A 26,639-nucleotide genomic window follows, 5' to 3' on the forward strand; every position below is an offset into this window, starting at 1 on the left:
TATTTTCTAATACAATGCACAAAATTGTGACTTTTTGACAAAAGCCACTTGTAAGAAGGATTCTAAATTATTCTCTGGCAATAGTGATAATAGAGGGCTAAACCCATTTAAAAGGAAATTGCATGTGGATCGTCAAAATTGCTTTACGTCTTCCATATACATTCGCGATCGCTGCCTTGATGATTGTGATCCTGGGTGTAGTAACGATATTTGGCACAGCGGTTGATATTTTTCCCGCAATCAACATTCCGGTTGTCAGTATAGTTTGGACTTATACTGGTACGACATCTGAGGAAATGGCACAGCGAATTGTGACAATTAGCGAACGTGCTATGACAACAACTGTTGGAGACATCGAACACATTGAGTCTCAATCTTTGAGCGGTGTTAGTGTCGTCAAGGTTTTCTTCCAACCGAGCGTCAATATAGCCTCAGCAGTCGCTCAAATCACCTCTGTCAGCCAAACAATTCTCCGCCCTTTGCCACCCGGTATCACGCCGCCATTCATCATTCAATACAACGCTTCTAGCGTGCCGATTATCCAGATGAGTGTCAGCAGCAAAAACTTGCCGGAACAAGCGCTCAACGACTATGCTACCAACTTTGTCCGTACCCAGTTAGCAACAGTACAAGGGGCGAGTGTACCTTTGCCCTATGGTGGTAAAGCTCGGCAAATTATGGTTGATATCGATCCCCAAGCGATGTTGGCTAAAGGCGTTTCTGCCCAAGACGTGACTAATGCTGTCAGTGCCCAAAACTTGGTTTTGCCAGCAGGCGATATGAAGATAGGCACTCGCGACTTTGCTGTACAAATCAACAATAGTCCAGATATAGTGGCAGCCCTCAACAATTTGCCGATTAAGCAAGTTAATGGTGATGTGACTTACATTCGCGATGTGGCGCAGGTACGGGATGGCTTTGCCGTGCAAACGAACATAGTACGTGAAAATGGCAGGCGATCAAGCTTACTGAGTATTCTCAAGAGTGGCAATGCCTCAACTATTGATGTGATTGATCGAGTGAAAAAAACTTTGCCTCGCATCCAATCCACTTTACCCCCAGGACTGAATTTAGCTTTTTTGTTCGATCAATCTATATTTGTTAAAGCTTCGATTCAAGGCGTTCTTAAAGAAGGATTGATTGCCGGGTGTCTCACTGCGTTGATGATTTTGATTTTCCTGGGAAGTTGGCGCAGCACTGTAATTGTAGCCGTATCGATTCCCCTCTCGATGCTGGTTTCGATTATTGTGATGAGTCGTTTGGGACAAACTTTCAATATTATGACTTTGGGTGGTTTGTCCTTAGCTGTCGGTATTCTCGTAGATGATGCCACAGTCGAAATTGAAAATATCCACCGAAATCTTGGACAAGGCAAACCAATCAAGCGAGCAATCTTGGATGGGGCGCAGCAAATCGCAACTCCAGCACTTGTAGCAACATTATGTATTTGTATTGTTTTTGTGCCGGTTGTGTTTTTGAGTGGAGTGGCAAAATACCTGTTTGTCCCCTTAGCGATGGCGGTAGTATTTGCTATGCTTGCTTCCTATCTGCTATCTCGGACTGTAGTACCGACGATGGCAAATTATCTCCTACCACATGAAGCGGATTTGCATAGAGAAAATGAGGATCATAATGGTCATGGCGATCGCCATAATATAGATTCGCCAGTCCAAAACAATAATGGTCGCGACAACCATCATCTAGATTCGCCAGTCCAAAACAATAATGGTCATGGCGATCGCCACATCCATTCACTAGTCGAAATCCATGATAGTCGCGACAACCACCATAATTCGTCAGTCCAAAATAATAATGGTCGCGACAACCACCACCAAACAGAAGAAGCAACAACAAAAACTGCTGAACCTGTTAAGAAAGATTGGATATGGCGGCTACACGAAAAGTTTAACCGACAATTTGAGAAATTTCGCAGTTGGTACTACGATGTCCTGACCTCAGCATTAAATCACCGTCGCATAGTCTTTGTGCTGTTTGGTGCTTTTATCGTAAGTGCAGGAGTTTTGTTGCCGTTCGTCGGTCAAGATTTTTTCCCTGAAGTCGATGGTGGTCAGTTTAGCTTGCATGTTCGAGCCTTACCTGGTACTCGTTTGGAAGAGACAGAAAGAATTGTCAGCCAAGTCGAAGGCGTTATCCGCCAAACTGTACCGAAAGAAAATCTCTCGAAGATTCTGGATAACATCGGCTTACCCAACAGTGGCATTAACCTTACTTATGGCTACAACGGTGCTACAATTGGCCCGGCTGATGCTGACATTCTTGTGTCCCTAAAAAAATCTGGTTCAACTTTTTCTTATGTCAAGCAACTCCGCCAGAAATTGAAAGCGACATTTCCCAATTACACCTTCTTTTTTGAACCGGCTGATATTGTTACTCAAATTCTGAATTTCGGTTTGCCTGCTGCTGTTGACGTGCAAGTATCTGGCCCTCTGCAAAACTCAAAGGCCAACTTTAAAATTGCCAAACAAATCGAAGCCCGAATGACGCTGATTCCTGGTGCTGTAGATGTACACATGCAGCAAGTTGTCGATGCTCCAGAGTTACGTCTTAATGTTGATCGCACTGAGGCTCAACAACTGGGTATGACTCAGCGTGATGTTGCCAATAGCGTTCTTACTTCTTTAAGTTCAAGCGGTCAAGCCGCAATCAATCAATGGCTCGATCCCAAAAAAGGTGTGAGTTACACCCTTGCTGTACAAGTTCCCCAGTACAAAATTGACTCTATTGACAGCCTGAAAAATACGCCAGTTAGTAATGGTCAAACTGCACCCCAACTTTTAGGTAATTTGGCTAGTGTCAAACGCGACACAGTGATGCAAGTTGTAAATCACTACAATATTCAGCCAGTTTTTGATATCTACGCTAATTCCTACGATCGCGATCTGGGGGGAGTTGCCCGCGATGTAGATCGAATCATCGCTGATTATAAGAAAAAATTGCCTCACGGTAGTCAGATTAATGTCCGCGGGCAAGTGCAAACGATGAACTCTTCGTTTTTGGGACTTGGTTTCGGACTTGTGTTTGCAATTGTGCTGGTTTACTGCTTAATGGTGGTGAACTTCCAATCTTGGCTCGATCCCCTGATTATTATGATGGCATTGCCGAGTGCTTTAGCTGGTATTGTCTGGATGCTGTTTGTCACCCGCACTACTTTCAGCGTTCCTTCGTTAATGGGTGCAATTATGAGTATAGGTGTGGCGACATCAAACAGTATTCTAATGATCACTTTTGCGAATGACCAGCGTCAAGAAGGTCAAAATGCCTATAAAGCAGCGCAAGCAGCGGGTCACACGCGATTGCGTCCTGTGTTAATGACTGCCTTAGCCATGCTCATTGGGATGGTGCCAATGTCTCTCGGTCTTGGTGAAGGTGGTGAGCAGAATGCGCCCTTGGGTCGCGCTGTAATTGGCGGCTTGTCAGCTGCAACAGTTGCGACTCTCATCTTTGTACCTGTTGTATACAGCATGTTACGGCGTAAACAACCTCGTCCTATTGATCAGGATGATGAGGATTTAAATTTCTCAGATCCACAGACCGCATATTCTTTGTCATCATCCCAAGGCAAGGAGTAAGCAATTCAGGCGTTGCTGAATCATGAGATGATTTCAGGCGATGTTGAGCGAATTATTAATAGTTTCAGTCGCTAATTCATCCTGCATTTATGCAACGCCGCAATTCAAAGTTCAAAATTGCCAAAGCCAATAATGGTAATGACTCTAGCTGCTGAATTTCTGCAAATTAGATAATATGGGACAGCTTACCTATGGATTCTCAGCCTCCTGCATCTCCTGATTTAGAACAACAAACGACTTCTAGAAAACAAAGGCGCGGCATCGGTCGAATTGGTTGGACTGTAATTGGTGTTGTTTTTTTTGGTAGCCTATTAGCCATAGGTATTCTGCCCCGGTTAAGCCAAAGGTCAGAATTAAAAGCAGCAGTCAAGGAAGCAAGCACCTTAACCTCAGTCAACATTATCACTCCCCGTCGCGCTGCTGCTACTACCAATTTGGAACTACCTGGCAGTGTTGTAGCCCTTAACCAAACGACCATCTACGCTCGCAGTACTGGGTATTTGCGGCGGTGGTACGCAGACATTGGCGATCGCGTGCAGGCTGGTCAATTATTAGCAGAGATTGATTCACCAGATATAGATCAGCAAGTTTTACAAGCGAAAGCAGAGTTAGCACAAGCACAAGCTAACGTCCTTCAAAGTCGTGCTAGTTTAGCTAAAGGCGTTTCTGATTTGAAGCAAGCCCAGGCTAATTTATTGATCGCACGTCAGAGTTGGTTGCGCTGGAGTGTTCTTGTCAAGCAAGGTGCAGTGCCTCAACAAGATGCAGATACAAGATATGCCACATATCAGGCTAATCTTGCCAACGTTGAGGCAGCAAAAAATACTGTCAATTCTGACTCTGCTAACGTCAAAGCAGCACAAGCTAACGTTTATGCAAGTCAAGCAAACTTCCAGCGTAATACCGTATTGCAGTCTTATAAAAAAGTCACTGCTCCTTTCGCAGGAGTAATTACCGCACGTAATGTAAATACAGGTGTTTTAATTTCAGCAGGTAGTGGCACCAGCAATACTAGTAGTAACACCAGTACCAGCAACACCAACACTAGCAATACCAGCCTTTATACCATTGCTGCTTATGACAAGTTAGACGTGAATGTGAATGTTCCACAGAGTTTATCACCGTCTTTTCAAACTGGTCAAACAGCAGAAATTACAGTCAAAGAGTTACCACAACGAGTGTTTACGGGTAAAGTAGTGCGTACTAGCAACGCTATAGATCCAAATACTCGCACTTTGCTGACACAACTAGAAGTGGAGAACTACAACGCGACGCTGCGACCTGGGATGTATGCCACTGTCAAATTTGCGATTAACCGCACTAATACTCCCTTTGTTGTGCCAGATAGTGCCTTAGTTGTTAACGCCGGAGGTACGCAGGTAGCAACTCTAACCAAAGACCAAACAGTGCATTATCAAAAAGTTGTCGTTGGGCGAGATTATGGTACTGAAGTAGAAATTACATCAGGTCTGACAGGAAATGAATCGCTGATTGCCACTCCTACGGTTGATGAGACAGAGGGTTTGCGTGTCCAGCCAGTTGCCCAAACAAAGTAGACTCAATGTTGTCAATTGACAGCGCTTTTCATCTAAGTAAGGTACACTAACCCATCCTCCCCGATGCCTTGGGGAGGTTAGGGAAGGGGTCTACTCAATTAACTTCCAATCTACTGCTTACTGAAGGCATCGCTCTCAGTGAGGATTTTATTTTATGGAAGTCTCTTATAAGCAGTAACCAATAGTTGAGGAACATCAAAACCGCCCTTAAGTACAAGGTCGTGTATTATCTGCCATCCCCTTCGAGTAAACAATAGCTCCCAAAACGATGGGCTGGATTCTGAGTATAACTGTTTCCAGGAAAGCATCTCATTACGAGTCAAAAAACACTGGTCACAACGGTAGTAATCTACACAAAAACCTGTTTTTTCTAAAAGCGTAAATATTTGATCCTGAGTGAAGGCATGAAGGTGGTATGGATCGAAATGGCGTGTTTCACCCAATGGTACAGATATTATCAATACACCATTAATAGCTAGATAATTACGAAGCTTTTTCAAAAAATTGGTCGGATCTTTTAAATGTTCTATCGTCTCAAATGATACAACAACGTCAAAAGGCTCTGAACACTCAAACTGCTCTGCATCAGCGCAAATGAAATCTATTCCGGGTATTTGGTACTGTTTCTGAGCATATTCTACAATCGGTGAGGATATATCGACTCCAACTACACTACTTGCGCCTGCAACACGTAGCATTTGGCTACCATATCCACTACCACATGCGATATCTAAAACTCTTTTGCCTAAAACATAGTTAGTTGCAATTTCGTAGCGCCCAATATGTAACTCCAGAATCTTGCGACTAGCTAAATCTTTAGCTAAACGATTAGGAATCAAACGTTCCCATGTTACAGGAACGTTATTTAAAGCTTCAGTTGAGGAGGTAACATTACTCATATAATCAACAGTTTTAAAAGTGCTAGCGTTTTGATTTTATCACTCTAAATTATACAAGTAAGAATGATTAATTTTGAACTTTGGGACAGGCTGCTGCGTCAGTTTGTCGATTAACAGAGTCGTGTTGACTATATTGTTTGGAAAAAAGAGAAGCCCCAAGCGATGACGCGACAAGCGAACAAAATAGTTAAAGGTCAGCAGTGTTAATCAAGCAAATATTTTATCTCGGTTATGGGGTGCATCAAAATCAATCAGTGGGCCTTTGGGGACGATGCGAGTTGGGTTAACCTGGGGATGGCTCTTATAATAATGCCGTTTGATGTGGTCAAGATTGCAAGTCTCTTTGACTCCCGGCAGTTGGTAAAGTTCTTTGAGATAATTCCACAGATTCGGATAATCTATAATCCTGCGTAAGTTGCATTTGAAATGCATATAATAAACTACATCAAAACGAAACAGAGTAGTGAACATACACCAGTCCGCCTCAGTAATTTCATTTCCGCAAAGATAGCGTTGATTTCCCAATACTTTTTGCCAGTAGTCGAGAGCCATGAATAATTCCGTTACCGCTTCATCATAAGCCGACTGAGTGGTAGCAAATCCCGCCCGGTAGACACCGTTATTTATTGGTTGATAAATTGTATCAATCGTCTCGTCAATTACTTTTTGTAAATGTTCGGGATAAAAGTTAATATTTTGTTTAGCGAAAGCATTGAATTCTGTATCAAACATCCGGATGATTTCACGGGACTCATTATTGACAATTGTCCTATTTTGGATATCCCATAAAACTGGAACCGTCACCCGGCCACTATAATTAGGGTCAGCTTTCAGATAAAGTTGCCAAAGATATTGAGTACCGTTGACTGTATCGGGAATGCACCCCGGTTCATCGCCAAATTCCCAGCTATTTTGAGGAATTTCTGCTGCAACAACCGATAACCCAATAACATCTTGAAGTCCTTTCAATTGGCGGATGATGGCGGTGCGACACGCCCAAGGGCAAGCCCAAGAAATATACAGATGATAGCGTCCTGCTTCAGCTTTCAAACCACTAGAACCATCAGCTGTAATCTGGTTGCGGAAAGTTGTTGATGGACGGATAAATTTACCTTCTGAGTCTTCTTCATCTCTTTGAGATATCCACTGACCATCCTTAAGAATTCCCAAACCCATAATTATCTCCTTAGTACAGTTTTGCGTAAAAGCGTAATGTTTTTAAACGCAGAGGGATGCAAAGTAAACGCAAAGTGACACAGAGTTTTGCCTAATTTATTTCGCTACAAATTAATAAAATGTTGTACTTAGTTATTAGTCAAGAGTCAAGAATCTAAAACTCTCGACTTTTGACTTTTGACCGAATTGTACAATGTTTAAATTTTGGAAAATGGAATTGTTGGCGGAGCCTCTCCTAGAGAAGATTCTTGTGTTCCATTATTTAATGCATGTTTGAGAGCAAACGAATTTAAACGTGAGAATAATTCTATTATCCAAAATCCAAACATTTTTTGACAAGCAAGTGACTTGATTGCTGGAGTCAATCTAAAATTGTTCGACTGAGCGTAGCCTGAGCGGCGTCGTAAAGCCTGCGGCATAGCTTCGCTTAAGGCGCAGCCTAAGAAGAGAAGGGCGTAGCCGTACTCCTTCTCTACGTTCGCGCAGCGTGTCGCAGACAGACGCTCCGCGAACGGAGAAGTAAGGTACGCGCAGCGTTCCGCAGGAAAGTCCAAAATCCAAAATTGCTTGATTATTCAGCGTTGAGGATTTTTGGTACTTTAAAAAATTCACCTTCCTGTTCAGGCGCACTGTTAAGAATACTTTCTCGGTCTGAATAAGGTTGCAATTTATCCTCTCGTGTGATGTTGCTGACATCAATTGCCCGTGTTGTTGGGGACACATTACTGACATCAAGTTCATTCAACTGTTCAATATAATCCAGAATATTTCCTAACTGGGTAGTCAATTGTTCCTCTTCTTCTGAAGTCAATTCTAAACGAGCAAGATTAGCTACTTTGTGAACTTGTTCTTGGTCAATCATATTTTTTTTGTTAGGAGTGAAGAGAGACGCGATTAATCGCGTCTGTACAGGAGTTAGGAGTGAATGATTCATAATTCCTAACTCATCACTTTTAGAAGAATACGTCAATTTGCGATCGCTTAGTGGTTTTCAGCCAGTTTTGGGCTTCGATGTAGTTATTGGGAGCCATGCGAATAGCCCGAATCCAATAGTCTGCTGCTTGGTCAAACAGTGCTTCGCCAGCCTCGTTATCTCCAGCTTCTTTCTCCCTTTCGCCTTGGTAGTGATAAATCACGGCGATGTTGTTTAAGGCTTGGGGCATACGTGGGTTTAACTCAACTGCCTGGTGATACAGTTCTAAAGCTTTTTTGTGGTCGCCGTTGCTGGCATAGATTAGCCCCATATTGTAAAGAATATAGCCGCGATCGTTGGTGTCTTCCTCTAGTGTTAGAGCTTCTTCATAGTATTCCAATGCTTCAGCATATTCCCCTTCTGCTTGGGCTGACATGCCATCTCGATAATAAACAAACGCTTCTTTAGCTTTTTTATTGGTTGGCAGGATTTTCAGAATGATATCTGCCATTACTGTAAAGGATTTGTCAACAAAATTATCGTTTTTTTGTGTTCTTGGCATATTTGTCTCTGGGGATTGGGGATTGGGGATTGAGTATTAGGGATTGGGGCATTGGGCATTGGGCAATAATCAATAGTTTTTCTTCCCCTGCTTCCTCATCTCCCCAATCCCCTAGTACACTCAATAGCTAATTTAACTGATTTGCGGGTGCATTCTTCTCACTGAGGGGTATGATGCATTGCGAATTATTATGCCGAGCGTTATTGACCAAAGTGCTAACTGGATAGGCAGTCATTGCTGGCGCTGGATAAGGACGCAATAGTTGCTGTAAGGTTTGGGGCGTTTGCACTTGGGAATCTAGCCATAAATCGTAATCTTGTGGCTCTAGAATCACTGGCATCCGCTCGTGGATAGGTTGGAGTAATTCGTTAGCTGCCGTTGTCAAAATTGTACAAGAGATTATTTCCTCGTCAGCAGGCGATCGCCATCTTTCCCACAAACCTGCAAAGCCGAAGGTTTGCCCATCTTGAAGGCGAAAATAAAACGGCTGCTTTTTGCCTTGTTGGCGTTGCCACTCATAAAAGCCATCAGCTAGCACTAAACAGCGTCTGTGCTTAAAAGCCGAGCGGAAAGCAGGTTTTTCGGCAACAGTTTCTGCCCTAGCGTTAATCAGCTTTGCCCCCATTCCTGCATCTTTCGCCCATGACGGAATTAAGCCCCAATGCAACTGCTTAAATTCACGCTTTTTGCTTTCGGGATTTTGTAACACTGTAGCAACCATTTGCGTAGGTGCAATGTTATATTCTGCTGCTAAATCTGAAACTGGTTCAACATGGAAAGCTTGAGCTAAACTTGCTGCCGACTGGTTTAGAGTAAATCTTCCACACATACTTTTATTCTCCACTACTCACTGAATTAAACATCTCAATCTAGAAATAAATAATACTTTTTTTATTTTTTGGAATAATTTTATCTAGTACTCAGAAGCTAACATATAAAAACAATTATCCGGTTTTGGGAGAATCTTTTGGTAAGATATTGTATTTCAAACCTTCACTTATCAACATATTCCTAACTGTATTCTAGCATGGAACTACTGCATTTGTACGATTTTTTACCTTCTGGCAATGGTTATAAGATACGTCTATTATTGACACAACTAGGTATGCCTTTTGAGAGGGTAGAGCTTAACATCTTGAAAGGCGAGACTCGAACACCAGAATTTTTAAGTAAAAATCCTAATGGTAAGATACCCATTTTGGAAATTAAGCCAGGGAGATACTTGGCAGAATCAAATGCCATATTGGTGTATCTGAGTGAATGCACAGAATTTTTACCCTATGACCGATTTTTACGAGCACAGGTGCTGCAATGGTTATGTTTTGAACAGTATAGCCATGAACCTTTTATTGCTACATCAAGATTTTGGATTTCTATTTTAGGTAAAACTGAAGAATATAGTGAAGCTATCAAGCAAAAACGTGAACCAGGTTATGCAGCACTTAACTTGATGGAAAAACATTTAACTTCTCAGACTTTTTTTGTGGGAGAGCGTTACACGATCGCTGATATTGCCTTATTCGCTTATACTCATGTAGCTGATGAAGGTGGGTTTAATTTAATACAATTTCCTGCTATCCAAGCTTGGATAGAAAGAGTCAAATCTCAACCAAGGTATATCAGTATTACACAAGCATAAAAATTATATTTTGCGAGTTTCTGTCTCTCGTTTTTTGGCTCTAGTAGAGGATGTACTGGGTGGGACATTGCCTCATTTTCAGGAGGCAGGCAAAGTCTTCATTGAAGATGTTACTAAACAGCAACTAGATATCTGTATTAATTTCTATCAGCTTTTGCCTGGAAGACAAACCTGACTTAATTCTGATATGAGATTTAGTTACATTAAATTTCTCTGCTAGTAGTTTAATTAACTCTCGATTCACTTTACCATCAATTGGGGGTGATTTTAAATACACAGTCAAACTCCCATCAGGTTGTTCTTCAATCTTTTGCTGTTTTGAATTAGGTTTAACCTTGACTTTTTTTTGCATGACTTATTCCATGTAATTGTCGCAGCCACAACCAACCTAAAACACAACCCAATACATAATGAGGAAAATCCCACCAAACAAAAGTAGTACCAAGTAACAATTTACCTATTAAGGTGGCGCGAATCTCCTCTAATAGTGGCGGATGCCAAAGTTGCAAGAATTCTAGTATAGAGGTGATGACAAAAACCCATATAGGAATTTGAATTACCGCCGTCCGACTTCTGAAAAACCAAAATGCAAACAGACACCAAAATATTTCGTAAAATACAGCTGCTCCGTAATCATTAAACCAGTGATGGGCAGGCCCGTTATAATATTTAAACAAAAAGCCCATCGGTACAACGATGAGCACAGAAAAAATAATAAATATTGTTTGGTTACGGTGTCGAAGCATTTTCTACAGATTAGAGACTAAGCAAAATTTTAGCAGCCCGAACAACTGGAAGTCGCGGCTACACAAACTTAGGCGTACCCCTACTCAAAAGCCCGCTACGCGTAGCACCCCGCAGGGAAGGGTAGTCCGCCCATCTGGACTTATCTTCTCTTACTACGTCAACTCATTGTAGGGGGCTTGTTGGTGGTATCTGGCTTGTTGGTCGAATTGTTATTGAACTACTTGTTTCAGGAACTGGCTTGATTTAGAAGGTGAATAGCATCTGGCTCAAGTTTAAGACCTACAGATTTGATGATATCTTGAAGCTGCTCAATTTTTGTAGCACTAACAATAGGAGCGGTAATAGTGGGACGTGCAATTAGCCAGGCTAGAGCAACTTGGGTGGAAGTCACATTATAAATCTTGGCGACTTCATCCAGTGCCTCTAGAATTGCTAAACCACGAGCATTCAAATATTTCTTGACAGAATTACCACGAGCACTAATAGAGAGGTCTTTTTCTGAACGATATTTACCAGAGAGAAAGCCACTACACAGAGAGGAATAGTTAATCACACCAATTGAGTGTTCTTGGGAGATTTGTTGTAGCTCCTGCTCGTACTCGGCTCGGTCATACAAATTATAACGAGGCTGAAGGCTCTCATAGCGAGGATAATTATGCTGCTGGCTGATTTGCAATGCCTCTACCAAACGCTCTGCACTATAGTTGGAAGCACCAATGAAGCGCACTTTTCCCTGATCAATTAATTCCCCATAAGTTTCTAGGGTTTCTGCAAGGGAAGTGCTTTGATCATCGATATGTGATTGGTACAAATCAATATAATCGGTTTGTAACCTGTGCAATGAGTCTTCAACAGCTTGTTGGATATGTTTGCGAGAAAGCCCTTTGCCTTGAATACCCATATCATTGCCAACTTTAGTAGCGATCACCACTTGGTCACGGTTGCCTCGCTGCTTGAGCCACTTCCCTAAGATGATCTCCGACTCTCCACCCTGATTGCCTGTAACCCATTTGGAATAGACATCAGCAGTGTCAATAAAATTACCTCCAGCCTTGATGAAGTGATCTAAAATCTCAAATGAAGTATCTTCATCAATAGTCCACCCAAACACATTGCCACCAAAACATAATCGTGATACTTCTAGCCCAGAACGTCCAAGTTTAAGTCTTTCCATCAACACTGCACTCCTTTATCCTTGTTCAATATTTAACAGCAAATTTATTCGCCCGTGCCTTATCCCCATACATGAATATAGTTACCACTGCATGAAAAATACTGAAAAAGCCCCCATCTCTGAGTAGCGCGATCGCAAGCAGCGATCGCCAAAAATCGGGGTAAGAATAGCTGACTTGAGTCACAAATGAGTAGTAATCTAGGGGAAATAAACATAAAGCCTTGCTATTTAAGCATTGGTCTCAGTTTTGCCAGAACCGGATATACCCATTACCAGAATAATCATCGACTGCTTAATCATATTTTTCTTAAGAAAAGTTAAGTTATTGAAATGGAGATAGAAATCAGGACTCCTAACTCTTTTCCATGCAAAATGTGATGTGAGTTGTATTAAAATCTCTTGACAAATAACGATTATTTTCTATAATACATACTAAATGCACACGTGTGCAATATTTTAAAGCTCAGATAAAAAATGAATAAACGAAGAATTTCAATTGAAGATATTGCTCAAAGAGCAGGTGTTTCTCATTCCACAGTTTCACGCGCTTTGCGAGATAACGCTCTAATTAGCCCGAAAGTGCGAGAAGAAATTAAGCGACTGGCGCAAGAGATGAGCTATGTGCCGAATGCAATTGCTCAAAGCTTGCAAAATAAACGTACTAATACCATTGGTGTAGTAGTAACTTCCATCGCAGATCCCTTTTTTGCTGAAGTAGTAGAGGGAATTGAGAAGATAGCTAGACCCGCAGGCTTGAGTGTTTTGTTGAGTGCTTCACACCGAAATTTTGAGCAGGAAATAGCAGCTATTGATACTTTTCATCGCCGTCGAGTGGACGGGATCTTAGTAGCGGACTCACGAATTAGTAAACAGCATACCAAACAACTTACGCAATTTGCTGTGCCAACAGTTCTGATTAACAGCCAGACCGAAGATCAATGCGAAATATTTCACTCAGTGGCAATAGACGATCGCTTAGGTGCTAGATTAGCCACAGAGCATTTAATAAGTCTGGGACACACCACTATTGGTTATCTGGGTGTAGGCGATCGCAGCAGATCGAACCAGCAGCGCCTGGAAGGATATCGAATGGCTCTTGCTGAAGCTGGTCTACCACAAAATACTGATTGGGTTGCAATTAGTGATGAAGATGATACCAGAATAAGCGATGTTAGTACTGGACAACAGATGCTATCTAAACTATTGACTGCTGAGGTGACAGGCATCTTTTGTTACAACGATATGGTGGCAGTTGGCGCTCTACTGGTCTGCCAAGAACTAGGTATTTTAGTGCCGCGAAATTTGAGTCTGGTTGGATTTGATGGTATTGCTTTGGGGCGTTACGTTACGCCTGCACTCACCACAGTCAGCCAGCCAATGTTAGAAATTGGTGGCATAGCCATGCAAATGTTACTCGATTTATTAGAAGAAAAAACTGTAGAAAACCGCATTTTATCTCCTTTTCTAGTACAGCGTGGTAGTAGTGCAGCATTAAGAAAATAATCTTAAAGCGTGTCTAGCTTGAAAATTGTAGTTTTTTTGTAATCAGAGGAAAGCTGATCTTCAAGCCACAACTGAAAATATCCTCTCCTTAAAAACTCCAGGTTTAAAAATGGACGGGGTTTAATTTGAAAAAATTGCAAACTCTTACCTCTGCATCTCTGCGTGTTAGCGTTAGCGGGGCGTAGCCCGGCAAATTCATGTTTTCAGGCAGCAACGCCAAAATTTTAACCGGACAAAAATATGTTAACCAAAAAACCGAGTTTATCTCCCGATCGCTGCTTTTCTCCAGAACCAGTGCAAAGACGACTAGCCCATCAATTTTTTGACAGTATATCTGCGTTACCTCTGGTCTGCCCACACGGCCACGTAGATCCAGCCTTGTTAGCGAATCCCGCCGCCCGTTTTGGTACACCGACGGAATTATTTATTATCCCTGACCACTACCTTTTGCGGATGCTCTACAGTCGAGGCGTACCTCTACAAGCTTTGGGCATACCTACTAGTGATGCACCAGCACAAACCGACCACCGCAAAATCTGGCAGCTGTTCGCCGAACATTTTTATCTATTCCAGGGTACTCCATCCGGGTTGTGGCTCAAAGACGAACTAACTAACGTCTTTGGCGTAGATGAACCTTTAAATTCTTGCAATGCTGGACATATTTATGATTACCTAGAAGGTCTGTTAGCCTTGCCTGAGTTTTCCCCTCGTGCTTTATTCAAACGCTTTAACATCGAAGTGCTTTGTACCACCGATGCAGCCAGTGATACCCTAGAGAATCAGCGATCGCTCCACGAAGAAGGTTTTACTCAAATTAGACCAACTTTTCGACCAGATGCAGTAGTTAATCTGGATACTCCTGGTTGGCGCAAAAATCTTGCAAAGTTGGAAAGCACCGTAGACAGAGAAATTAACACTTATGCTACTTTTGTGCAAGCTCTAGAAGAACGTCGGGCTTTCTTTAAAAAAATGGGCGCGACAGCTACCGATCAAGGTGCAGCTACACCTTATACCACACGCCTTTCTGACCAGGAAGCAGAAGCTATCTTTGCTAGAGCATTAGCCGACAAGCTGAATCCAGGTGATGTAGAACAGTTTATCGGTCATATGTTTATGGAAATGGCGCGGATGAGTGTGGAAGATGGTTTGGTGATGCAAATGCATTGTGGTGTTATGCGTAACCATAACGCCACTTTATTTGAGAGATTTGGATCTGATAAAGGTGCTGATATTCCACTGAAAATAGAATGGACTCAAAATCTGCACCCGTTGTTATCAGCTTACGGTAATGATCAGCGCTTCCACCTAATCATTTTTGGTATGGATGAAAGCACCCTGAGCCGAGAAATGGCTCCGCTAGCCGGTCATTATCCCACTATATTGCTCGGGCCGCCTTGGTGGTTTCACGACAGCGTAAATGGTATGGAGCGCTACTTTAATCAGGTAATGGAAACTGCCGGAATTTATAATACTGCTGGGTTTAATGATGATACCCGCGCTTTCGTCTCTATTCCAGCTCGTCACAATATCTGGCGGCGAGTAGCTTGTAACTGGTTAGCCGGATTAGTCACACGGGGATTAGTTGAGGAAGAAGAAGGGTATGATATGGCCCGCGCTTTGGCTTACGACCTCGCTAAGGTTGCTTACAAGTTGGATTAATACCAATTTTCTAAAATCAAGCTATTAGCACTAGGGCGTGTTTTCAAAGTATTAGATCCCCCCAACCTCCCTTTTAAAGCTACAGTCTACACAAGTCTTTTCACCTGCAATGGCATTGTATTGACTGACAATAGCATTGTGTTGAATAACAACAGCATTGTGTTGAATAACAATAGCATTGTGTTGAATAACAACAGCATTGTGTTGACTGACAATAGCATTTTACTGGTTCCTATGCTTTGCATGAGAATCAGGAAAGCCTCATCAAGCTAGGTTTTTAGGACTTGTGTGTACACTTTAGCCTTTTTAAGTGGAGCTAAGAGTCTCTTAGAGGTTGTTTGAAAAGTGTTTTGCTGTGACTTTAGGCACTTCTAGATCCCCCCTAACCCACGCCAGTCGCTCATGGGGGAAACCCCCTACAGCCCTTCGGGCATCCTACGGCAGGCGTTAGTCTCTCCTTTTGGGAGAAGACCGCGCTGGCTCCCCTAAAAAAGGGGGAACCGGAATCAAAGTCCCCCTTTTTAAGGGGGATTTAGGAGGATCTAGAACGTTTTGATACCGACAATAGGACTTTTAAAACATCCTCTTAAAGTCCCCCAATTTATCGAGAGATTTAGGGAAATCTAAAAAGTTAGGAGACTTAACGAGTAGTTTGAAAACACGCCTTAGTCCTAGCTACAGAGAAAACTTAGAAACCCAGATTAAATATTGACTTTTTTAATTACGAATTACGAATTGGAATAAGCAGGGGAATCATTGATGTCAGACTGGATTTTAAATAAACTTTTTAGCCTAAAAGAGCAGGTAATAGTAGTCACTGGCGGTTCTGGTGTGCTTGGTGGGGCTATGGCAAAGGGTTTGGCCCTTGCTGGAGCGCGAGTCGCCGTTTTGGGTCGCAATGAAGCACGAGCGAGTGCGGTAGTGGCTGAAATTACCAATAACGGTGGAGAAAGCATAGCTGTACTGGCAGATGTTAGCGATCGCTCCCAATTAGAAATCGCCAGGGATGACATTATACAGCGTTGGGGTCAGATAGACATCCTGGTAAACATGGCTGGTGGTAATATTCCTGCTGCCACAATTACTGCTGATGCGACTATTTTTGATCTGCCACACGCAGCTTTTGAGGAAGTAGTTAGCCTAAACTTAGTCGGTACTCTACTCCCCAGCCAAGTTTTTGGTCAAGCAATGGTGGAAAAAAATCAGCCCCACGGTTGTATTGTGAATATTTCTTCTATGTCTGCCATTCGGGTGATTAGCCGCGTGCTTGGCTACTCAGCCGCTAAAGCCGGGATAGATAACTTTACTCGCTGGCTAGCGGTAGAACTCGCCCAAAAGTATGGAGATGGAATGCGAGTAAATGCGATCGCACCAGGTTTCTTTATTGGGGAACAAAATCGAGATTTACTGTTAAATGCAGATGGCAGTTTGACTATACGCGGGCAAAAAATTATCGACCATACCCCTGCTGGACGTTTCGGAAAACCGGATGAATTACTCAGCACCTTGATTTGGTTATGTAGTTCTGGTTCTAGTTTCGTTAACGGAGTAGTCGTACCTGTAGACGGTGGGTTTAATATCTACAGCGGAGTTTAATAATAATGTATTCACTAGCCGTAACTAACGGAACACTTTCAGACGAGCAAGTTTCCGAACTGGTTCATCAAGCTTTAGCAGACCCTAAGTTGGATGGACAGCGCATCCTAGTATTAATTCCAGATGGAACTCGCACTGCTCCCATACCTCAAATGTTTCGATTGCTTCATAATGAGTTGGGTAAAAGGGTAGCGGCTCTGGATTTTTTAATTGCTCTGGGTACACATAATCCCATGAGTGAAGAACAGATCAATCGCTTGGTGGGGGTAACACACCAGGAGCGAGAGACAACTTTTAAAAAGGTTCAAATTTTTAACCACCTTTGGAATATACCAGATACTTTTATTTCTTGTGGAGTAATTTCGGCAGATGAGATAGGACAGATCAGCCGGGGAATGCTACATCAAGCAGTTGAAGTACGTGTTAACAAGCTTGTAACAAAGTACGATCTAATAATGATTTGCGGCCCGGTCTTTCCCCACGAAGTTGTCGGTTTCTCTGGTGGAAATAAATACTTTTTTCCCGGTATTGGTGGTCAGGAAGTAATTGATCTATCACACTGGTTGGGTGCTTTAATTACCTGTTACGAAATCATTGGTACACCGGGAATAACACCAGTTCGGCGCTTGATTAACCGAGCCGCTAACCTAATTTCTACCCCAAAGCTTTGTCTGGCGATGGTGGTTGCACCCAAAACGAATCAGCTAGCTGGACTTTATATAGATAAACCAGAGTCAGCTTGGGAAGCTGCTGCAAAATTATCAGCCAAACTGCATATTAAATATGTAGATCAGCCTTTTAAACAAGTGCTTTCAGTAATGCCCCAAATGTATGATGACATTTGGACAGCAGCTAAAGGAATGTACAAGCTAGAGCCAGTAGTGACCGACGGAGGCGAGGTAATTATATATGCCCCTCACATTACTGAGTTTAGCTATACGCACGGCGAAATCCTAGCCCAAATTGGCTATCATGTGCGGGATTACTTCCTCAAACAGTGGGATAAATTTCAAGCATATCCTGGTGGAGTGCTGGCTCATAGTACTCATTTAAAAGGTATGGGTACTTTTGGTCCCATAGAAGGGGAACAAGCGCGGATTCGCGTTACTTTAGCTACTGGTATTTCTACTGAACGCTGTGCTGCTCATAACTTGAACTATTGTGACCCGGCTACCATTAAACCCACAGAATGGGCTAACCGTGAAGATGAAGGTATCTTGCTTGTTCCCAAGGCTGGCGAGATCCTATACCGTGTAATATCAAGTCCGGATAATTAGTTATCCCCTCAATTATCTCAAAAAACGTTTGGCAAAGCACCTCAAGGTGTAATTGGCTGAGAAGATAAAGTGCGATCGCTCTCTGGGAAGAGTCCGCGACGCCGATAGCGAAGCGTTAGCGAGTCTTCTCCCAAGGGGAGACGCCAAAGGCGAACGAGCGTCATAGCCCGTCGTAGACATCGCCTTTTGTCGAACCCCATCAATGAAGTCATTAACATGATTACACAAGAGGTATTTTACAGCCAAACTTTGGCATAATCAGAGTTTGAGGAATATATTGACTAGTTAGCTGATGCGGTAGCCCCAAAAATTGAAATCTTTTTGAATAGTTTGTCTCATCGCCACAAACACCAGATCAATATAGAGTTTTAGATGTGACATTAATTTTTGTTTCTTTGGCTATTGTTCATGTTTGAGAGTTATACACTGTTTCCCTAAATAATTATCAAGTTCATGAATCAAAGAAAAATATGGTTATTAATGATGCTATTTGCAACAATGGTATTGATTAGTATCATCACAGGTTATAGCCATTCTTTAAAAGCAGCCTCATCTTTAGGCAAAGATACGCTGACGATGATTACTTCCCCAGATTATCCACCTTATGAGTTTTATGATACTAAGGGAGGTGAGAGGCAAATTGTTGGCTTTGATGTAGATATAGCCAAGACTCTTGCTCAAGAGCTAGGATTTCAACTAAAGGTAATAGAATCAGATTTCAATGGATTAATTCCTGCACTGCAAGCGAAGCGGGCTGACTTTGTTATGGCTGGGATGACTCCCACCCCAGAACGTCAGAAAAATGTTGATTTTTCAATTATTTATTACCAAGCAAAAGATACGATTGTCGCTCCCAAAAATAGCAATCTTAAACAGACCCAAGACCTAGCTTTTAAAAAAGTCGGGGTACAATTGGGGACTATCCAAGAGCAAAATGCTAAAAAAATTGCCCAAAAAATTACAGGGATTCAGCTAAAACAACTCAATAAAGTACCAGAAATAATTCAGGAACTCAAATCGGGGCGAATTGATGCAGCAATTGTTGAGGACACCGTTGCTAGAGGATTTGCCCAAGCCAACACAGATTTAGAGTTTAACGTTATTTCCTCAGATGAGGTGAGTGGCTCGGCGATCGCTTTTCCTAAAGATTCGGGCTTAGTAGAACCTTTTAATAAAGTCCTGCAACAAATGAAGTCCAAAAAAGAACTAGAAAAATTAGTCACCAAGTGGTTTTCACAAACTACCTCAACCGCTACTGTATCTAAATCTCCTGCTAAAGGTGGGCTGAATCTAGACTTTACCAGAATTATCCCAGACATTCCTTTTATTCTCAAAGGCATCCCTTTGACATTGTTGTTTACGCTTTTGTCAGTATTTCTCGGGTTAATTTGGGGTACAGTTCTTTCTTTGTGCAAAATCACTGGTATTAAGCCCTTCACCTGGCTTGCCAACGCCTACACCTCCGTATTTCGAGGCACACCCCTGCTGTTACAGTTGGCTTTAGTTTACTATGCCACACCCCAGCTCACAGGTTATGATATCTCGGCTTTAGAAGCAGGGGTGCTAACTTTTACCCTTAACTCTGGGGCTTATATGTCAGAAACCATCCGGGGTGGAATTCAAGCAGTAGATAAAGGACAAACTGAGGCAGCGATGTCTATGGGTGTTCCTTATCGTTTGATGATGTGGGACATCATTTTGCCCCAAGCATTGAAGAACATTCTACCTGCATTGGTGAATGAAACTATTGGACTGTTGAAAGACTCAGCTTTGGTATCAACAATTGGTGTAGTGGAAATATTACGCAGTGCCCAAATTATTGGTGCGAATAAGTATATTTATTTTGAACCTCTGCTGTTTGCAGGGTTAATTTACTATATTTTAGTTATGGGTCTGACTAGGAGTGCATCCGTTTTAGAAAGGAAGTTAAGACAAAGTGAGTAAAGTCGTAATTCGGACAGAATTCTTGTGTAAATCCTTTGGCAAACTCGACGTCCTCAAAGATATTTCTACGGAGATTCACCAAGGGGAAGTTGTTGCTATTCTTGGGCCTTCTGGTTCAGGTAAATCTACCTTTCTGCGGTGCATGAACCTGCTAGAACGCCCCACTAAAGGCAGAATCTATTTTCAAGAGCAAGAAATCACTCATCCCAAGGTAAATATTGCCAAGGTTCGTCAACAGCTGGTGATGGTGTTTCAACATTTTAATCTATTTCCCCACATGACAGTATTGCAAAATGTCACCTATGCTCCGATCAAGGTGAAAGGAGTAAATCGGCAGTTAGCCCGAAATCAAGGAATGGAGTTATTGACAAAGGTGGGCTTAGAGGAAAAAGCAGATGTCTTTCCATCCAAATTATCAGGGGGACAGAAACAAAGGGTAGCTATAGCCCGCACTTTGGCAATGTCACCAGAGATGATTTTATTTGATGAACCCACCTCTGCTTTAGACCCAGAAATGGTCAAAGATGTGCTTCAAGTGATCCAAGATTTAGCTCAAACAGGGATAACAATGGCGATTGTTACCCATGAAATGGGATTTGCTAGAGTTGTGGCTAGTCGAATTATGTTTCTCGATCAAGGGACTTTAGCAGAAGATACGACTCCCAACAAGTTTTTTGAAAATCCTCAGTCCCAAAGGGCCAAGCAATTTTTAGAAAAAATGCTTTAGTTCACTTTTAATGTCAACGCGGTGTTTTATGAGTTTTGCACAGATGGCGGAGTTTCAGAAGCCTAGTTAATTTCTGTATTTGGTGAAGATACCGTTTTGTATGCCTGCTGAGGGTGATTTAGTCGTTCGGGGTATCGCAGTTCTATTAATCCCCAGAACTTTACGAACCAGTAAAGGACTTTACCAGTTAGTAAAGAACTTTATTGTTTGCATTCAAACTTACAACTGATACGAAGCCGTTAATGCTACCGCCAATGCATCCGCAGCATCATCAGGCTTGGGAATTTCATCTAAATCCAGCTCCCGCGCTACCGCCTCTTGCACTTCTGACTTATCAGCATTGCCATAGCCTGTTAAAGCTTGCTTAATTTGAGCAGGAGTATACTCTACGTAGGGAAGACGACGCTGGCCCAAGACCAAAATGAGTACACCCCGCGCCTGTGCAACTATGATTGTACTTGACATCCGATAGAAGAATAGTTTCTCGATCGCCACCAAATCTGGTTGAAATTCCTCCAACAGGGTGTGTAAATCATCAAACAAGGTACAGAGGCGCTGTCCCATTTCTACACCTGCTGACGTTTTAATTACCCCAAAATCCAGCATATTTACTGTAGTCTCTTGCACCTTGTTAGGAGTTTGTGTGCAGGTAATTACCCCAAATCCTAAAATTGCTAGTCCTGGATCTAATCCTAAAATTCGTTTTTCCATTAAATTCACTTTTACCAAGCCAGGCTATTGTTTAACTAGGAATACTGGCAATCTTCACGACTTGCTCTTAGTCTAATGGGATTGACAAATATAATAGTTTCACGCCTGGTGATTTAAACCAAGTGGTGTACATTTTCTGTTAATTATTGTTTGTAGCACTGCTCCAAATCAGGTATGTCAATTGGTTTTCTCAGACAAGCCCTCAACGCCCTGCAAAAGCAGTCGCGTTCTCGTACTTCCTATCGGGTTAACCAGTGGTTCAAATGGTTATCCCCTGGACTATCGGTAAAACGTTGGTTGTTAATCAGTATTGGGGGTGTACTGCTGGCGAGTTTGGGGTTAGCTATTTGGATTAAGCTGACCCCCATTTTTTTAATGATCGAGTTGTTTAGGAGTTTTCTGGGAGTAATTACCAACATCTTACCCAACTATGTCAGTGGGCCTTTGGTGCTGGTTGGCGGCTTGCTGTTAGTGCTTTGGGGGCAAACTCGCACTGTAGGCTCAATTACTAAGGTACTAAGAGCAGAAGGCGGAGAAGAACTTATCGATGTCTTGCTGGCACATCATCGATTGTACCGAGGCCCGAAAATAGTGGTAATTGGTGGTGGTACGGGACTTTCTACGTTGTTAAGGGGACTGAAAACCTACAGTGCTAATATTACTGCTATTGTCACTGTCGCCGATGATGGTGGATCTTCTGGGCGGTTGCGTCAAGAATTTGGAGTGCTACCACCAGGGGATATTCGCAATTGTTTGGCTGCACTAGCAGATGAAGAAAAGTTATTAACAGAATTGTTTCAATACCGTTTTCGGGCTGGAGATGGATTGACGGGTCACAGTTTTGGCAATTTGTTTTTAACGGCAATGAGTGATATTACTGGAGATTTAGAACAAGCAGTTGCAGCCAGTTCCAAAGTGCTAGCGGTACGGGGACAAGTACTACCAGCAACTCTCAGTGATGTTCGCCTCTGGGCAGAATTAGCCGATGGTCGCCGCATTGATGGGGAGTCTAGCATTCCCAAAGCTGGCGGTAAAATTGTCAAAATTGGCTGCATTCCAGCTAATCCTCCAGCGATACCAGCAGCTATTAAGGCACTTAAAGAAGCTGATTACATCATTATTGGCCCAGGTAGCCTTTATACTAGCCTGATTCCTAATTTATTAGTACCAGAAATTGCCGATGCGATCGCTCAAACAGATGCCCCCCGTATTTATATCTGCAATATAATGACTCAACCAGGAGAAACTGAAGGCTACACTGTTGCCGATCACATCAGAGCAATTGATGCTGCTTGTGGGCAAAGACGGCTATTCGATGCCGTGCTAATCCACAAAAAATCCCCTTCGGAGCAATCACTCATCCGCTACGCCCAACAAAACTCCCATCCCGTTTTCCTGGATAGAGAAGCCGTAACTCAGCTAGGGCGCAGGATTGTTCCAGCTAATGTTTTGTATGAAGATGAAACAGGTTTTGTCCGTCACAATCCGCAGAAACTAGCACAAGTGTTGTTGCGGTGGTACGGTAGAGTTCATCATGGAAGATGAGTTAATAGTCCGAAATTCATTGTGAGCTAGCTCTTGACTCTTGACTAATTATGAAAATTTTTCTTGCAGATACAGAGGCGACGCTACGCTTAGGTATTACTCTTGGTAAATCCCTAACCCCTGGTAGTGTAATTTTACTAAAAGGTGATTTAGGTGCTGGTAAAACTACCCTAGTTCAAGGTATTGGCAAGGGTTTGGGAATCGCTGAACCCATTGTCAGTCCTACTTTCATGCTGATTAATGAGTACACGGAAGGACGCTTCCCCCTTTACCACCTGGATTTATATCGTTTAGAACCACAAGAAGTTGCAGCCCTGAATTTAGAAAGTTACTGGGAAGGTGTTGAAGTCATACCAGGAATTGTGGCAGTTGAATGGGCAGAACGAATGCCCTACAAGCCAGATAGTTATTTAAGTATGAGTTTGACTTATGAGCATGGGGGCACTCGTCAAGTCGAACTCATACCATTTAATTGTGCCATTAGCGAAGTCATTACTGCGATTTAAGCTCATCTCCCGACTGAAGTACGAGGGATTTCACTTTTCCCGTCACAACACTAAAAAATTTCTGCAAATAGTCGAGGGAGAACTCCACACTCGTCCTATCTGCCACTACCACGTTCGCCATTGTAAGTCACTAACATTGTTATCTCAACCAAAAATAAACAAAGAATTGTTCAACAGCAGATATCTTGCAATAGGGTTCAATTCAAGCTAAAAACAGAGGCACAAATAGGTTGAGTTTTTTCCCTTTACCCCCTTAAAAAGGGAGACAATGCAGACGGAAGGATCTTATCCGAATAGTATTGAACCTACAGTGATTTTAACTGAACGCTATTGATAGATATTCAAAATTGGCATTTACTAGCTTTCTTGCTGTAATAAGCAGTTAAAAACTGATTTAGATGGTGTATTAATCACGCAAACGTAAATAAACTGTTGTTGGGTTAAATGAGAGTTTTTACAGAACTTAGTCAGCTTGCTTAAACCAGATTAGTTCCCGACTGTCATTCGGAAATACAATCGGGATTATTTAGCAGCGAAAGCTAGTAGAGAAAAGGTTAGACAACAATTAAGTTCTGTATAAGTCGTCTAACTTTCCTTACACTTAGTATTCCCCAGTTATATTCATAATCTATACAAAATAAAAAACTAGTTTATGATTTTTTTAAATTATTTTAAATTATTTTAACTAGCAAATAATTCTTATATTCACATCTGTAATTAGCACTGATATCAAGCATTTTTTAAATACAACATCTCGTATTTCTACGATTTTATGTAGAAATACGAGATATTTTATCCTATATTAGTTGACATTAATATGCCTACGTGGATGCACTAGTACCGCAAGGCGGAAGTTAAAAGTCATTCATTCGCTCATTCAAAAGAATTATATTCCTTGCTCTTGCACCATTTTGTAGATGCAGAGCGGCTTCCCGGAGGGTATGGTTGGTTTATTTACGTGCCCGCTAGTAGTCTGTCAAGTTTAAATTAATGGGTAAACAAGTTCGTAGTGAGTTAGCGCAGTCTTCTGCCTACAGCCCTTCTCTACGAGACGCTCCGCGAACGGGCATCCTACGGCAGGCGCTAGCTTCTCCCAAAGGTAGAAGGGGAGCCTGCAGGCGTCTGGGGGTTTTCTCCATGAGCAACTGTCTTCTCTTCTTAGGCTGCGCCAACGAGACGCTCAACTCACATCTTGCACCTGGAATTATAATGTCAAAAATGCAACTACGTGTAATATCATGTCCGCCAAATTACCCATAATAAAAGAACCCCACCCCGCAAAAGCTACGCTTTAGCTCCCCTCCCCGCCTGTGGGGAGGGGTTGGGGGTGGGGTTCTTCAGGTTTAATAAGCAATCAAGCGGACATGATATAAGAGGAATTAATCGTTCAATCTCAAGTAAAAGAAGAGACACGACTATTTGAGGGAAAATAGATTCAAGTGCAGTTTGTGCAGCCTCGTATGTTTTACGCCTTGAAGCGCGATCGCTCTCTTGAAACTTTTTTAGCCAAATTACTTGCTGTAGCTAAGTTTTAGGTTTTTTAAACTTGAATTATAAATTTGAAGTATATTTTGTCCGCTTGGATTGTGAACTATATCATGTCCGAATGGCACTAAGAAAAGCTCTAAGGTATGTGGAATAAGGGCTACAGCTTTAATGCCAGTTCCCGCAGTCATGGCATGAGTCAGGCGATCACAGATGGAGGAATGATGTACAGTTGTCTAAAAATTTTTTGGAGGTAGAAAAAGCTTACTCGTTCATGAAATACTTTCTTTGAGACGAGCAAGCAAATACCATAATTACTACTGTGACACTACGAGTACAAATCCTCACTTGATAATTTAGTCAAAGTTTAGGACTACCTTTTAAAGAATTATTGCCAGAATCTACAATTAAACAAGCAATATCTGAGTTGTTATGCAGCGAGCTCGTACTTACAAAACAGACTACTTCCCACGCTTACTGAAACCCGATTTTAGAGCTTCAGATTTAGTAGCTTAAGAAGAATAGTTCTTCAATCCCACTGATAACAAAACAAATGCAGATATTAAAAGTATGACTCTGAGCCAGTTATACAAGTCCCATCTGCTCCTGATACTCTCCCAATCTGAAGGTAAATTGTTGAGATCCCATTCCTTAACTTGATTATTCAAAGGAACTGGAAAGATGAGGCTGAAGGGAATCACAATAACCCAAATTAAGGCAGCAGCACATAACCAAGGAAACGCGGATGGAGAGTAGAACCATGCCATCACGCATACAAAAATGTGTAGCGCTGTAGTTACCGCCATCCATATCGGCATCACTCCGCCATAAAGATGTGCAAAACGCTGTATCGCAGAGAGATTTGAACGATGATCTTGACGAGACAAGGACGGATGTATAAACGCAGCTACAGCAAATTCGTTGCCTGTAAGAAGAGCAGAGTTCAATAGCAGGGCTAGAATCACTGGAATCATTGAGCCTCCTCTGAATAGTTGCTTAAACTCCACACCACCTTAAAGATTAATTACCCCAACGACAACTTCAAATCGCTGCCCTAACCAACAATCTAAGCTGCATAACTATTTATTATACGGAAACTCTCCGTATAATCTTTTTCTAAATCCTAATATATTAAAGCCTTGTGAGCAATAACTTTTAGCAAAGTGCGATAAACTCGGAGATGTTTTGTTGAAGTTGCTGCTAATAATTTGGGAATAAAGTTAATTAAATGGTGGCGAGTACCTTGCAACGATAAGCGTAATGGAGGAGTGGTGTAAGTAGTTACAGCCGACCACATTAAGCTACGAAGTAGATTGTAAGCCAGCAAAAAAACGTAAATTTCTTTGCGTATCATTGAGGGTGTTTTACATCGTCACTAAATTGAATATCACACCAATTTTGGCAATTGGGAATCCACATCCGGGTTTCTG

Annotated in this window: 24 protein-coding genes; 11 read left to right on the plus strand and 13 right to left on the minus strand. The window is 42.1% G+C overall.

Features of this window, described 5'->3' with window-relative positions; genetic code table 11:
* The first annotated feature begins 122 nt into the window (after positions 1-122).
* Complete coding sequence (locus V7K48_RS12305) at positions 123-3,590, plus strand: efflux RND transporter permease subunit (protein ID WP_335072752.1); 3,468 nt, start codon at positions 123-125, stop codon at positions 3,588-3,590.
* Positions 3,591-3,781: 191 nt separating this feature from the next.
* Positions 3,782-5,146, plus strand: a complete 1,365-nt coding sequence (locus V7K48_RS12310) for an efflux RND transporter periplasmic adaptor subunit (RefSeq protein WP_335072754.1) — start codon at positions 3,782-3,784, stop codon at positions 5,144-5,146.
* 152 nt (positions 5,147-5,298) lie between these two features.
* Here V7K48_RS12310 and V7K48_RS12315 read toward each other — a convergent pair whose 3' ends face one another.
* The 5 genes from V7K48_RS12315 to V7K48_RS12335 form a co-directional block, all read right to left on the minus strand.
* Positions 5,299-6,045 (minus strand): class I SAM-dependent methyltransferase, encoded by a 747-nt coding sequence (locus tag V7K48_RS12315; RefSeq protein WP_335072756.1) that lies wholly within the window; start codon positions 6,043-6,045, stop codon positions 5,299-5,301.
* Between the two features lie 207 nt (positions 6,046-6,252).
* Positions 6,253-7,221 (minus strand): glutathione S-transferase family protein, encoded by a 969-nt coding sequence (locus tag V7K48_RS12320; RefSeq protein WP_335072758.1) that lies wholly within the window; start codon positions 7,219-7,221, stop codon positions 6,253-6,255.
* 571 nt (positions 7,222-7,792) lie between these two features.
* The gene (gene gatC / locus V7K48_RS12325; protein WP_335072842.1) at positions 7,793-8,083 is read right to left on the minus strand and encodes an Asp-tRNA(Asn)/Glu-tRNA(Gln) amidotransferase subunit GatC; all 291 of its coding nucleotides are present in this window, start codon (positions 8,081-8,083) and stop codon (positions 7,793-7,795) included.
* Between the two features lie 91 nt (positions 8,084-8,174).
* Positions 8,175-8,696: a photosystem I assembly protein Ycf3 gene (locus V7K48_RS12330; protein ID WP_334816679.1), complete on the minus strand. Its 522-nt coding sequence runs from the start codon at positions 8,694-8,696 to the stop codon at positions 8,175-8,177.
* A 127-nt stretch (positions 8,697-8,823) separates the two neighbouring features.
* Entirely contained in the window at positions 8,824-9,525 is a 702-nt protein-coding gene (locus V7K48_RS12335; protein WP_335072760.1) for an SOS response-associated peptidase, read from the minus strand.
* Between the two features lie 198 nt (positions 9,526-9,723).
* On the opposite strand from V7K48_RS12335, the gene V7K48_RS12340 reads away from it, so the two are divergent.
* On the plus strand, positions 9,724-10,335 hold the full coding sequence (locus tag V7K48_RS12340) for a glutathione S-transferase family protein (protein WP_335072762.1): 612 nt from the start codon (positions 9,724-9,726) through the stop codon (positions 10,333-10,335).
* 124 nt (positions 10,336-10,459) lie between these two features.
* Here the strand turns inward: V7K48_RS12340 and V7K48_RS12345 are convergent, their stop codons facing one another.
* From V7K48_RS12345 to V7K48_RS12360, 4 genes are all read right to left on the minus strand, one after another.
* Positions 10,460-10,687 (minus strand): DUF167 domain-containing protein, encoded by a 228-nt coding sequence (locus tag V7K48_RS12345; RefSeq protein ID WP_335072764.1) that lies wholly within the window; start codon positions 10,685-10,687, stop codon positions 10,460-10,462.
* Positions 10,665-11,081 (minus strand): ribosomal maturation YjgA family protein, encoded by a 417-nt coding sequence (locus V7K48_RS12350; RefSeq protein ID WP_335072766.1) that lies wholly within the window; start codon positions 11,079-11,081, stop codon positions 10,665-10,667. The genes V7K48_RS12345 and V7K48_RS12350 overlap by 23 nt, the downstream gene beginning before the upstream one ends.
* A gap of 227 nt (positions 11,082-11,308) precedes the next feature.
* The gene (locus V7K48_RS12355; protein WP_335072768.1) at positions 11,309-12,256 is read right to left on the minus strand and encodes an aldo/keto reductase; all 948 of its coding nucleotides are present in this window, start codon (positions 12,254-12,256) and stop codon (positions 11,309-11,311) included.
* Between the two features lie 25 nt (positions 12,257-12,281).
* On the minus strand, positions 12,282-12,440 hold the full coding sequence (locus V7K48_RS12360; protein WP_335072770.1) for a hypothetical protein: 159 nt from the start codon (positions 12,438-12,440) through the stop codon (positions 12,282-12,284).
* A 290-nt stretch (positions 12,441-12,730) separates the two neighbouring features.
* Between V7K48_RS12360 and V7K48_RS12365 the strand changes: the two genes are divergently transcribed.
* The 4 genes from V7K48_RS12365 to V7K48_RS12380 all read left to right on the plus strand — a co-directional run bounded on the left by V7K48_RS12365 (position 12,731) and on the right by V7K48_RS12380 (position 18,291).
* Positions 12,731-13,759: a LacI family DNA-binding transcriptional regulator gene (locus tag V7K48_RS12365; RefSeq protein WP_335072772.1), complete on the plus strand. Its 1,029-nt coding sequence runs from the start codon at positions 12,731-12,733 to the stop codon at positions 13,757-13,759.
* 240 nt (positions 13,760-13,999) lie between these two features.
* The gene (gene uxaC, locus V7K48_RS12370) at positions 14,000-15,418 is read left to right on the plus strand and encodes a glucuronate isomerase (RefSeq protein ID WP_335072774.1); all 1,419 of its coding nucleotides are present in this window, start codon (positions 14,000-14,002) and stop codon (positions 15,416-15,418) included.
* A gap of 759 nt (positions 15,419-16,177) precedes the next feature.
* Complete coding sequence (locus V7K48_RS12375) at positions 16,178-17,014, plus strand: SDR family oxidoreductase (protein ID WP_335072776.1); 837 nt, start codon at positions 16,178-16,180, stop codon at positions 17,012-17,014.
* A gap of 5 nt (positions 17,015-17,019) precedes the next feature.
* Positions 17,020-18,291, plus strand: a complete 1,272-nt coding sequence (locus tag V7K48_RS12380) for a lactate racemase domain-containing protein (protein WP_335072778.1) — start codon at positions 17,020-17,022, stop codon at positions 18,289-18,291.
* 41 nt (positions 18,292-18,332) lie between these two features.
* On the opposite strand, the gene V7K48_RS12385 is transcribed toward V7K48_RS12380, so the two are convergent.
* Positions 18,333-18,503 (minus strand): hypothetical protein, encoded by a 171-nt coding sequence (locus V7K48_RS12385; protein ID WP_335072780.1) that lies wholly within the window; start codon positions 18,501-18,503, stop codon positions 18,333-18,335.
* Between the two features lie 241 nt (positions 18,504-18,744).
* On the opposite strand from V7K48_RS12385, the gene V7K48_RS12390 reads away from it, so the two are divergent.
* Positions 18,745-20,235: an ABC transporter permease subunit gene (locus V7K48_RS12390; protein ID WP_335072782.1), complete on the plus strand. Its 1,491-nt coding sequence runs from the start codon at positions 18,745-18,747 to the stop codon at positions 20,233-20,235.
* Entirely contained in the window at positions 20,228-20,962 is a 735-nt protein-coding gene (locus V7K48_RS12395; protein WP_335072784.1) for an amino acid ABC transporter ATP-binding protein, read from the plus strand. The genes V7K48_RS12390 and V7K48_RS12395 overlap by 8 nt, the downstream gene beginning before the upstream one ends.
* Positions 20,963-21,181: 219 nt before the next feature.
* Here V7K48_RS12395 and ruvC read toward each other — a convergent pair whose 3' ends face one another.
* Positions 21,182-21,673, minus strand: a complete 492-nt coding sequence (ruvC, locus tag V7K48_RS12400) for a crossover junction endodeoxyribonuclease RuvC (RefSeq protein WP_335072786.1) — start codon at positions 21,671-21,673, stop codon at positions 21,182-21,184.
* A gap of 174 nt (positions 21,674-21,847) precedes the next feature.
* Here ruvC and V7K48_RS12405 point away from each other — a divergent pair, with 174 nt between their 5' ends.
* Together V7K48_RS12405 and tsaE are read left to right on the plus strand one after the other, a co-directional pair.
* Entirely contained in the window at positions 21,848-23,218 is a 1,371-nt protein-coding gene (locus V7K48_RS12405; RefSeq protein WP_335072788.1) for a gluconeogenesis factor YvcK family protein, read from the plus strand.
* A 50-nt stretch (positions 23,219-23,268) separates the two neighbouring features.
* Complete coding sequence (tsaE, locus tag V7K48_RS12410; RefSeq protein WP_335072790.1) at positions 23,269-23,724, plus strand: tRNA (adenosine(37)-N6)-threonylcarbamoyltransferase complex ATPase subunit type 1 TsaE; 456 nt, start codon at positions 23,269-23,271, stop codon at positions 23,722-23,724.
* Positions 23,725-25,721: 1,997 nt separating this feature from the next.
* Here the strand turns inward: tsaE and V7K48_RS12415 are convergent.
* Together V7K48_RS12415 and V7K48_RS12420 are read right to left on the minus strand one after the other, a co-directional pair.
* Positions 25,722-26,183 (minus strand): DUF1772 domain-containing protein, encoded by a 462-nt coding sequence (locus V7K48_RS12415; RefSeq protein WP_335072792.1) that lies wholly within the window; start codon positions 26,181-26,183, stop codon positions 25,722-25,724.
* Between the two features lie 149 nt (positions 26,184-26,332).
* Positions 26,333-26,563 (minus strand): hypothetical protein, encoded by a 231-nt coding sequence (locus V7K48_RS12420; RefSeq protein ID WP_335072794.1) that lies wholly within the window; start codon positions 26,561-26,563, stop codon positions 26,333-26,335.
* Between the last annotated feature and the right edge of the window lie 76 nt (positions 26,564-26,639).

This window comes from Nostoc sp. (assembly GCF_036919615.1).
In the GTDB taxonomy this organism is placed as follows: Bacteria; Cyanobacteriota; Cyanobacteriia; order Cyanobacteriales; family Nostocaceae; genus Nostoc.

Coding starts and splice junctions, on each gene's coding strand:
- V7K48_RS12305 (WP_335072752.1), top strand. CDS start 123: ATGTGGATCGTCAAAATTGCTTTACGTCTTCCATATACATTCGCGATC.
- V7K48_RS12310 (WP_335072754.1), top strand. CDS start 3,782: ATGGATTCTCAGCCTCCTGCATCTCCTGATTTAGAACAACAAACGACT.
- V7K48_RS12315 (WP_335072756.1), bottom strand. CDS start 6,045: ATGAGTAATGTTACCTCCTCAACTGAAGCTTTAAATAACGTTCCTGTA.
- V7K48_RS12320 (WP_335072758.1), bottom strand. CDS start 7,221: ATGGGTTTGGGAATTCTTAAGGATGGTCAGTGGATATCTCAAAGAGAT.
- gatC (WP_335072842.1), bottom strand. CDS start 8,083: ATGATTGACCAAGAACAAGTTCACAAAGTAGCTAATCTTGCTCGTTTA.
- V7K48_RS12330 (WP_334816679.1), bottom strand. CDS start 8,696: ATGCCAAGAACACAAAAAAACGATAATTTTGTTGACAAATCCTTTACA.
- V7K48_RS12335 (WP_335072760.1), bottom strand. CDS start 9,525: ATGTGTGGAAGATTTACTCTAAACCAGTCGGCAGCAAGTTTAGCTCAA.
- V7K48_RS12340 (WP_335072762.1), top strand. CDS start 9,724: ATGGAACTACTGCATTTGTACGATTTTTTACCTTCTGGCAATGGTTAT.
- V7K48_RS12345 (WP_335072764.1), bottom strand. CDS start 10,687: ATGCAAAAAAAAGTCAAGGTTAAACCTAATTCAAAACAGCAAAAGATT.
- V7K48_RS12350 (WP_335072766.1), bottom strand. CDS start 11,081: ATGCTTCGACACCGTAACCAAACAATATTTATTATTTTTTCTGTGCTC.
- V7K48_RS12355 (WP_335072768.1), bottom strand. CDS start 12,256: ATGGAAAGACTTAAACTTGGACGTTCTGGGCTAGAAGTATCACGATTA.
- V7K48_RS12365 (WP_335072772.1), top strand. CDS start 12,731: ATGAATAAACGAAGAATTTCAATTGAAGATATTGCTCAAAGAGCAGGT.
- uxaC (WP_335072774.1), top strand. CDS start 14,000: ATGTTAACCAAAAAACCGAGTTTATCTCCCGATCGCTGCTTTTCTCCA.
- V7K48_RS12375 (WP_335072776.1), top strand. CDS start 16,178: ATGTCAGACTGGATTTTAAATAAACTTTTTAGCCTAAAAGAGCAGGTA.
- V7K48_RS12380 (WP_335072778.1), top strand. CDS start 17,020: ATGTATTCACTAGCCGTAACTAACGGAACACTTTCAGACGAGCAAGTT.
- V7K48_RS12385 (WP_335072780.1), bottom strand. CDS start 18,503: ATGACTTCATTGATGGGGTTCGACAAAAGGCGATGTCTACGACGGGCT.
- V7K48_RS12390 (WP_335072782.1), top strand. CDS start 18,745: ATGAATCAAAGAAAAATATGGTTATTAATGATGCTATTTGCAACAATG.
- ruvC (WP_335072786.1), bottom strand. CDS start 21,673: ATGGAAAAACGAATTTTAGGATTAGATCCAGGACTAGCAATTTTAGGA.
- V7K48_RS12405 (WP_335072788.1), top strand. CDS start 21,848: ATGTCAATTGGTTTTCTCAGACAAGCCCTCAACGCCCTGCAAAAGCAG.
- tsaE (WP_335072790.1), top strand. CDS start 23,269: ATGAAAATTTTTCTTGCAGATACAGAGGCGACGCTACGCTTAGGTATT.
- V7K48_RS12415 (WP_335072792.1), bottom strand. CDS start 26,183: ATGATTCCAGTGATTCTAGCCCTGCTATTGAACTCTGCTCTTCTTACA.
- V7K48_RS12420 (WP_335072794.1), bottom strand. CDS start 26,563: ATGATACGCAAAGAAATTTACGTTTTTTTGCTGGCTTACAATCTACTT.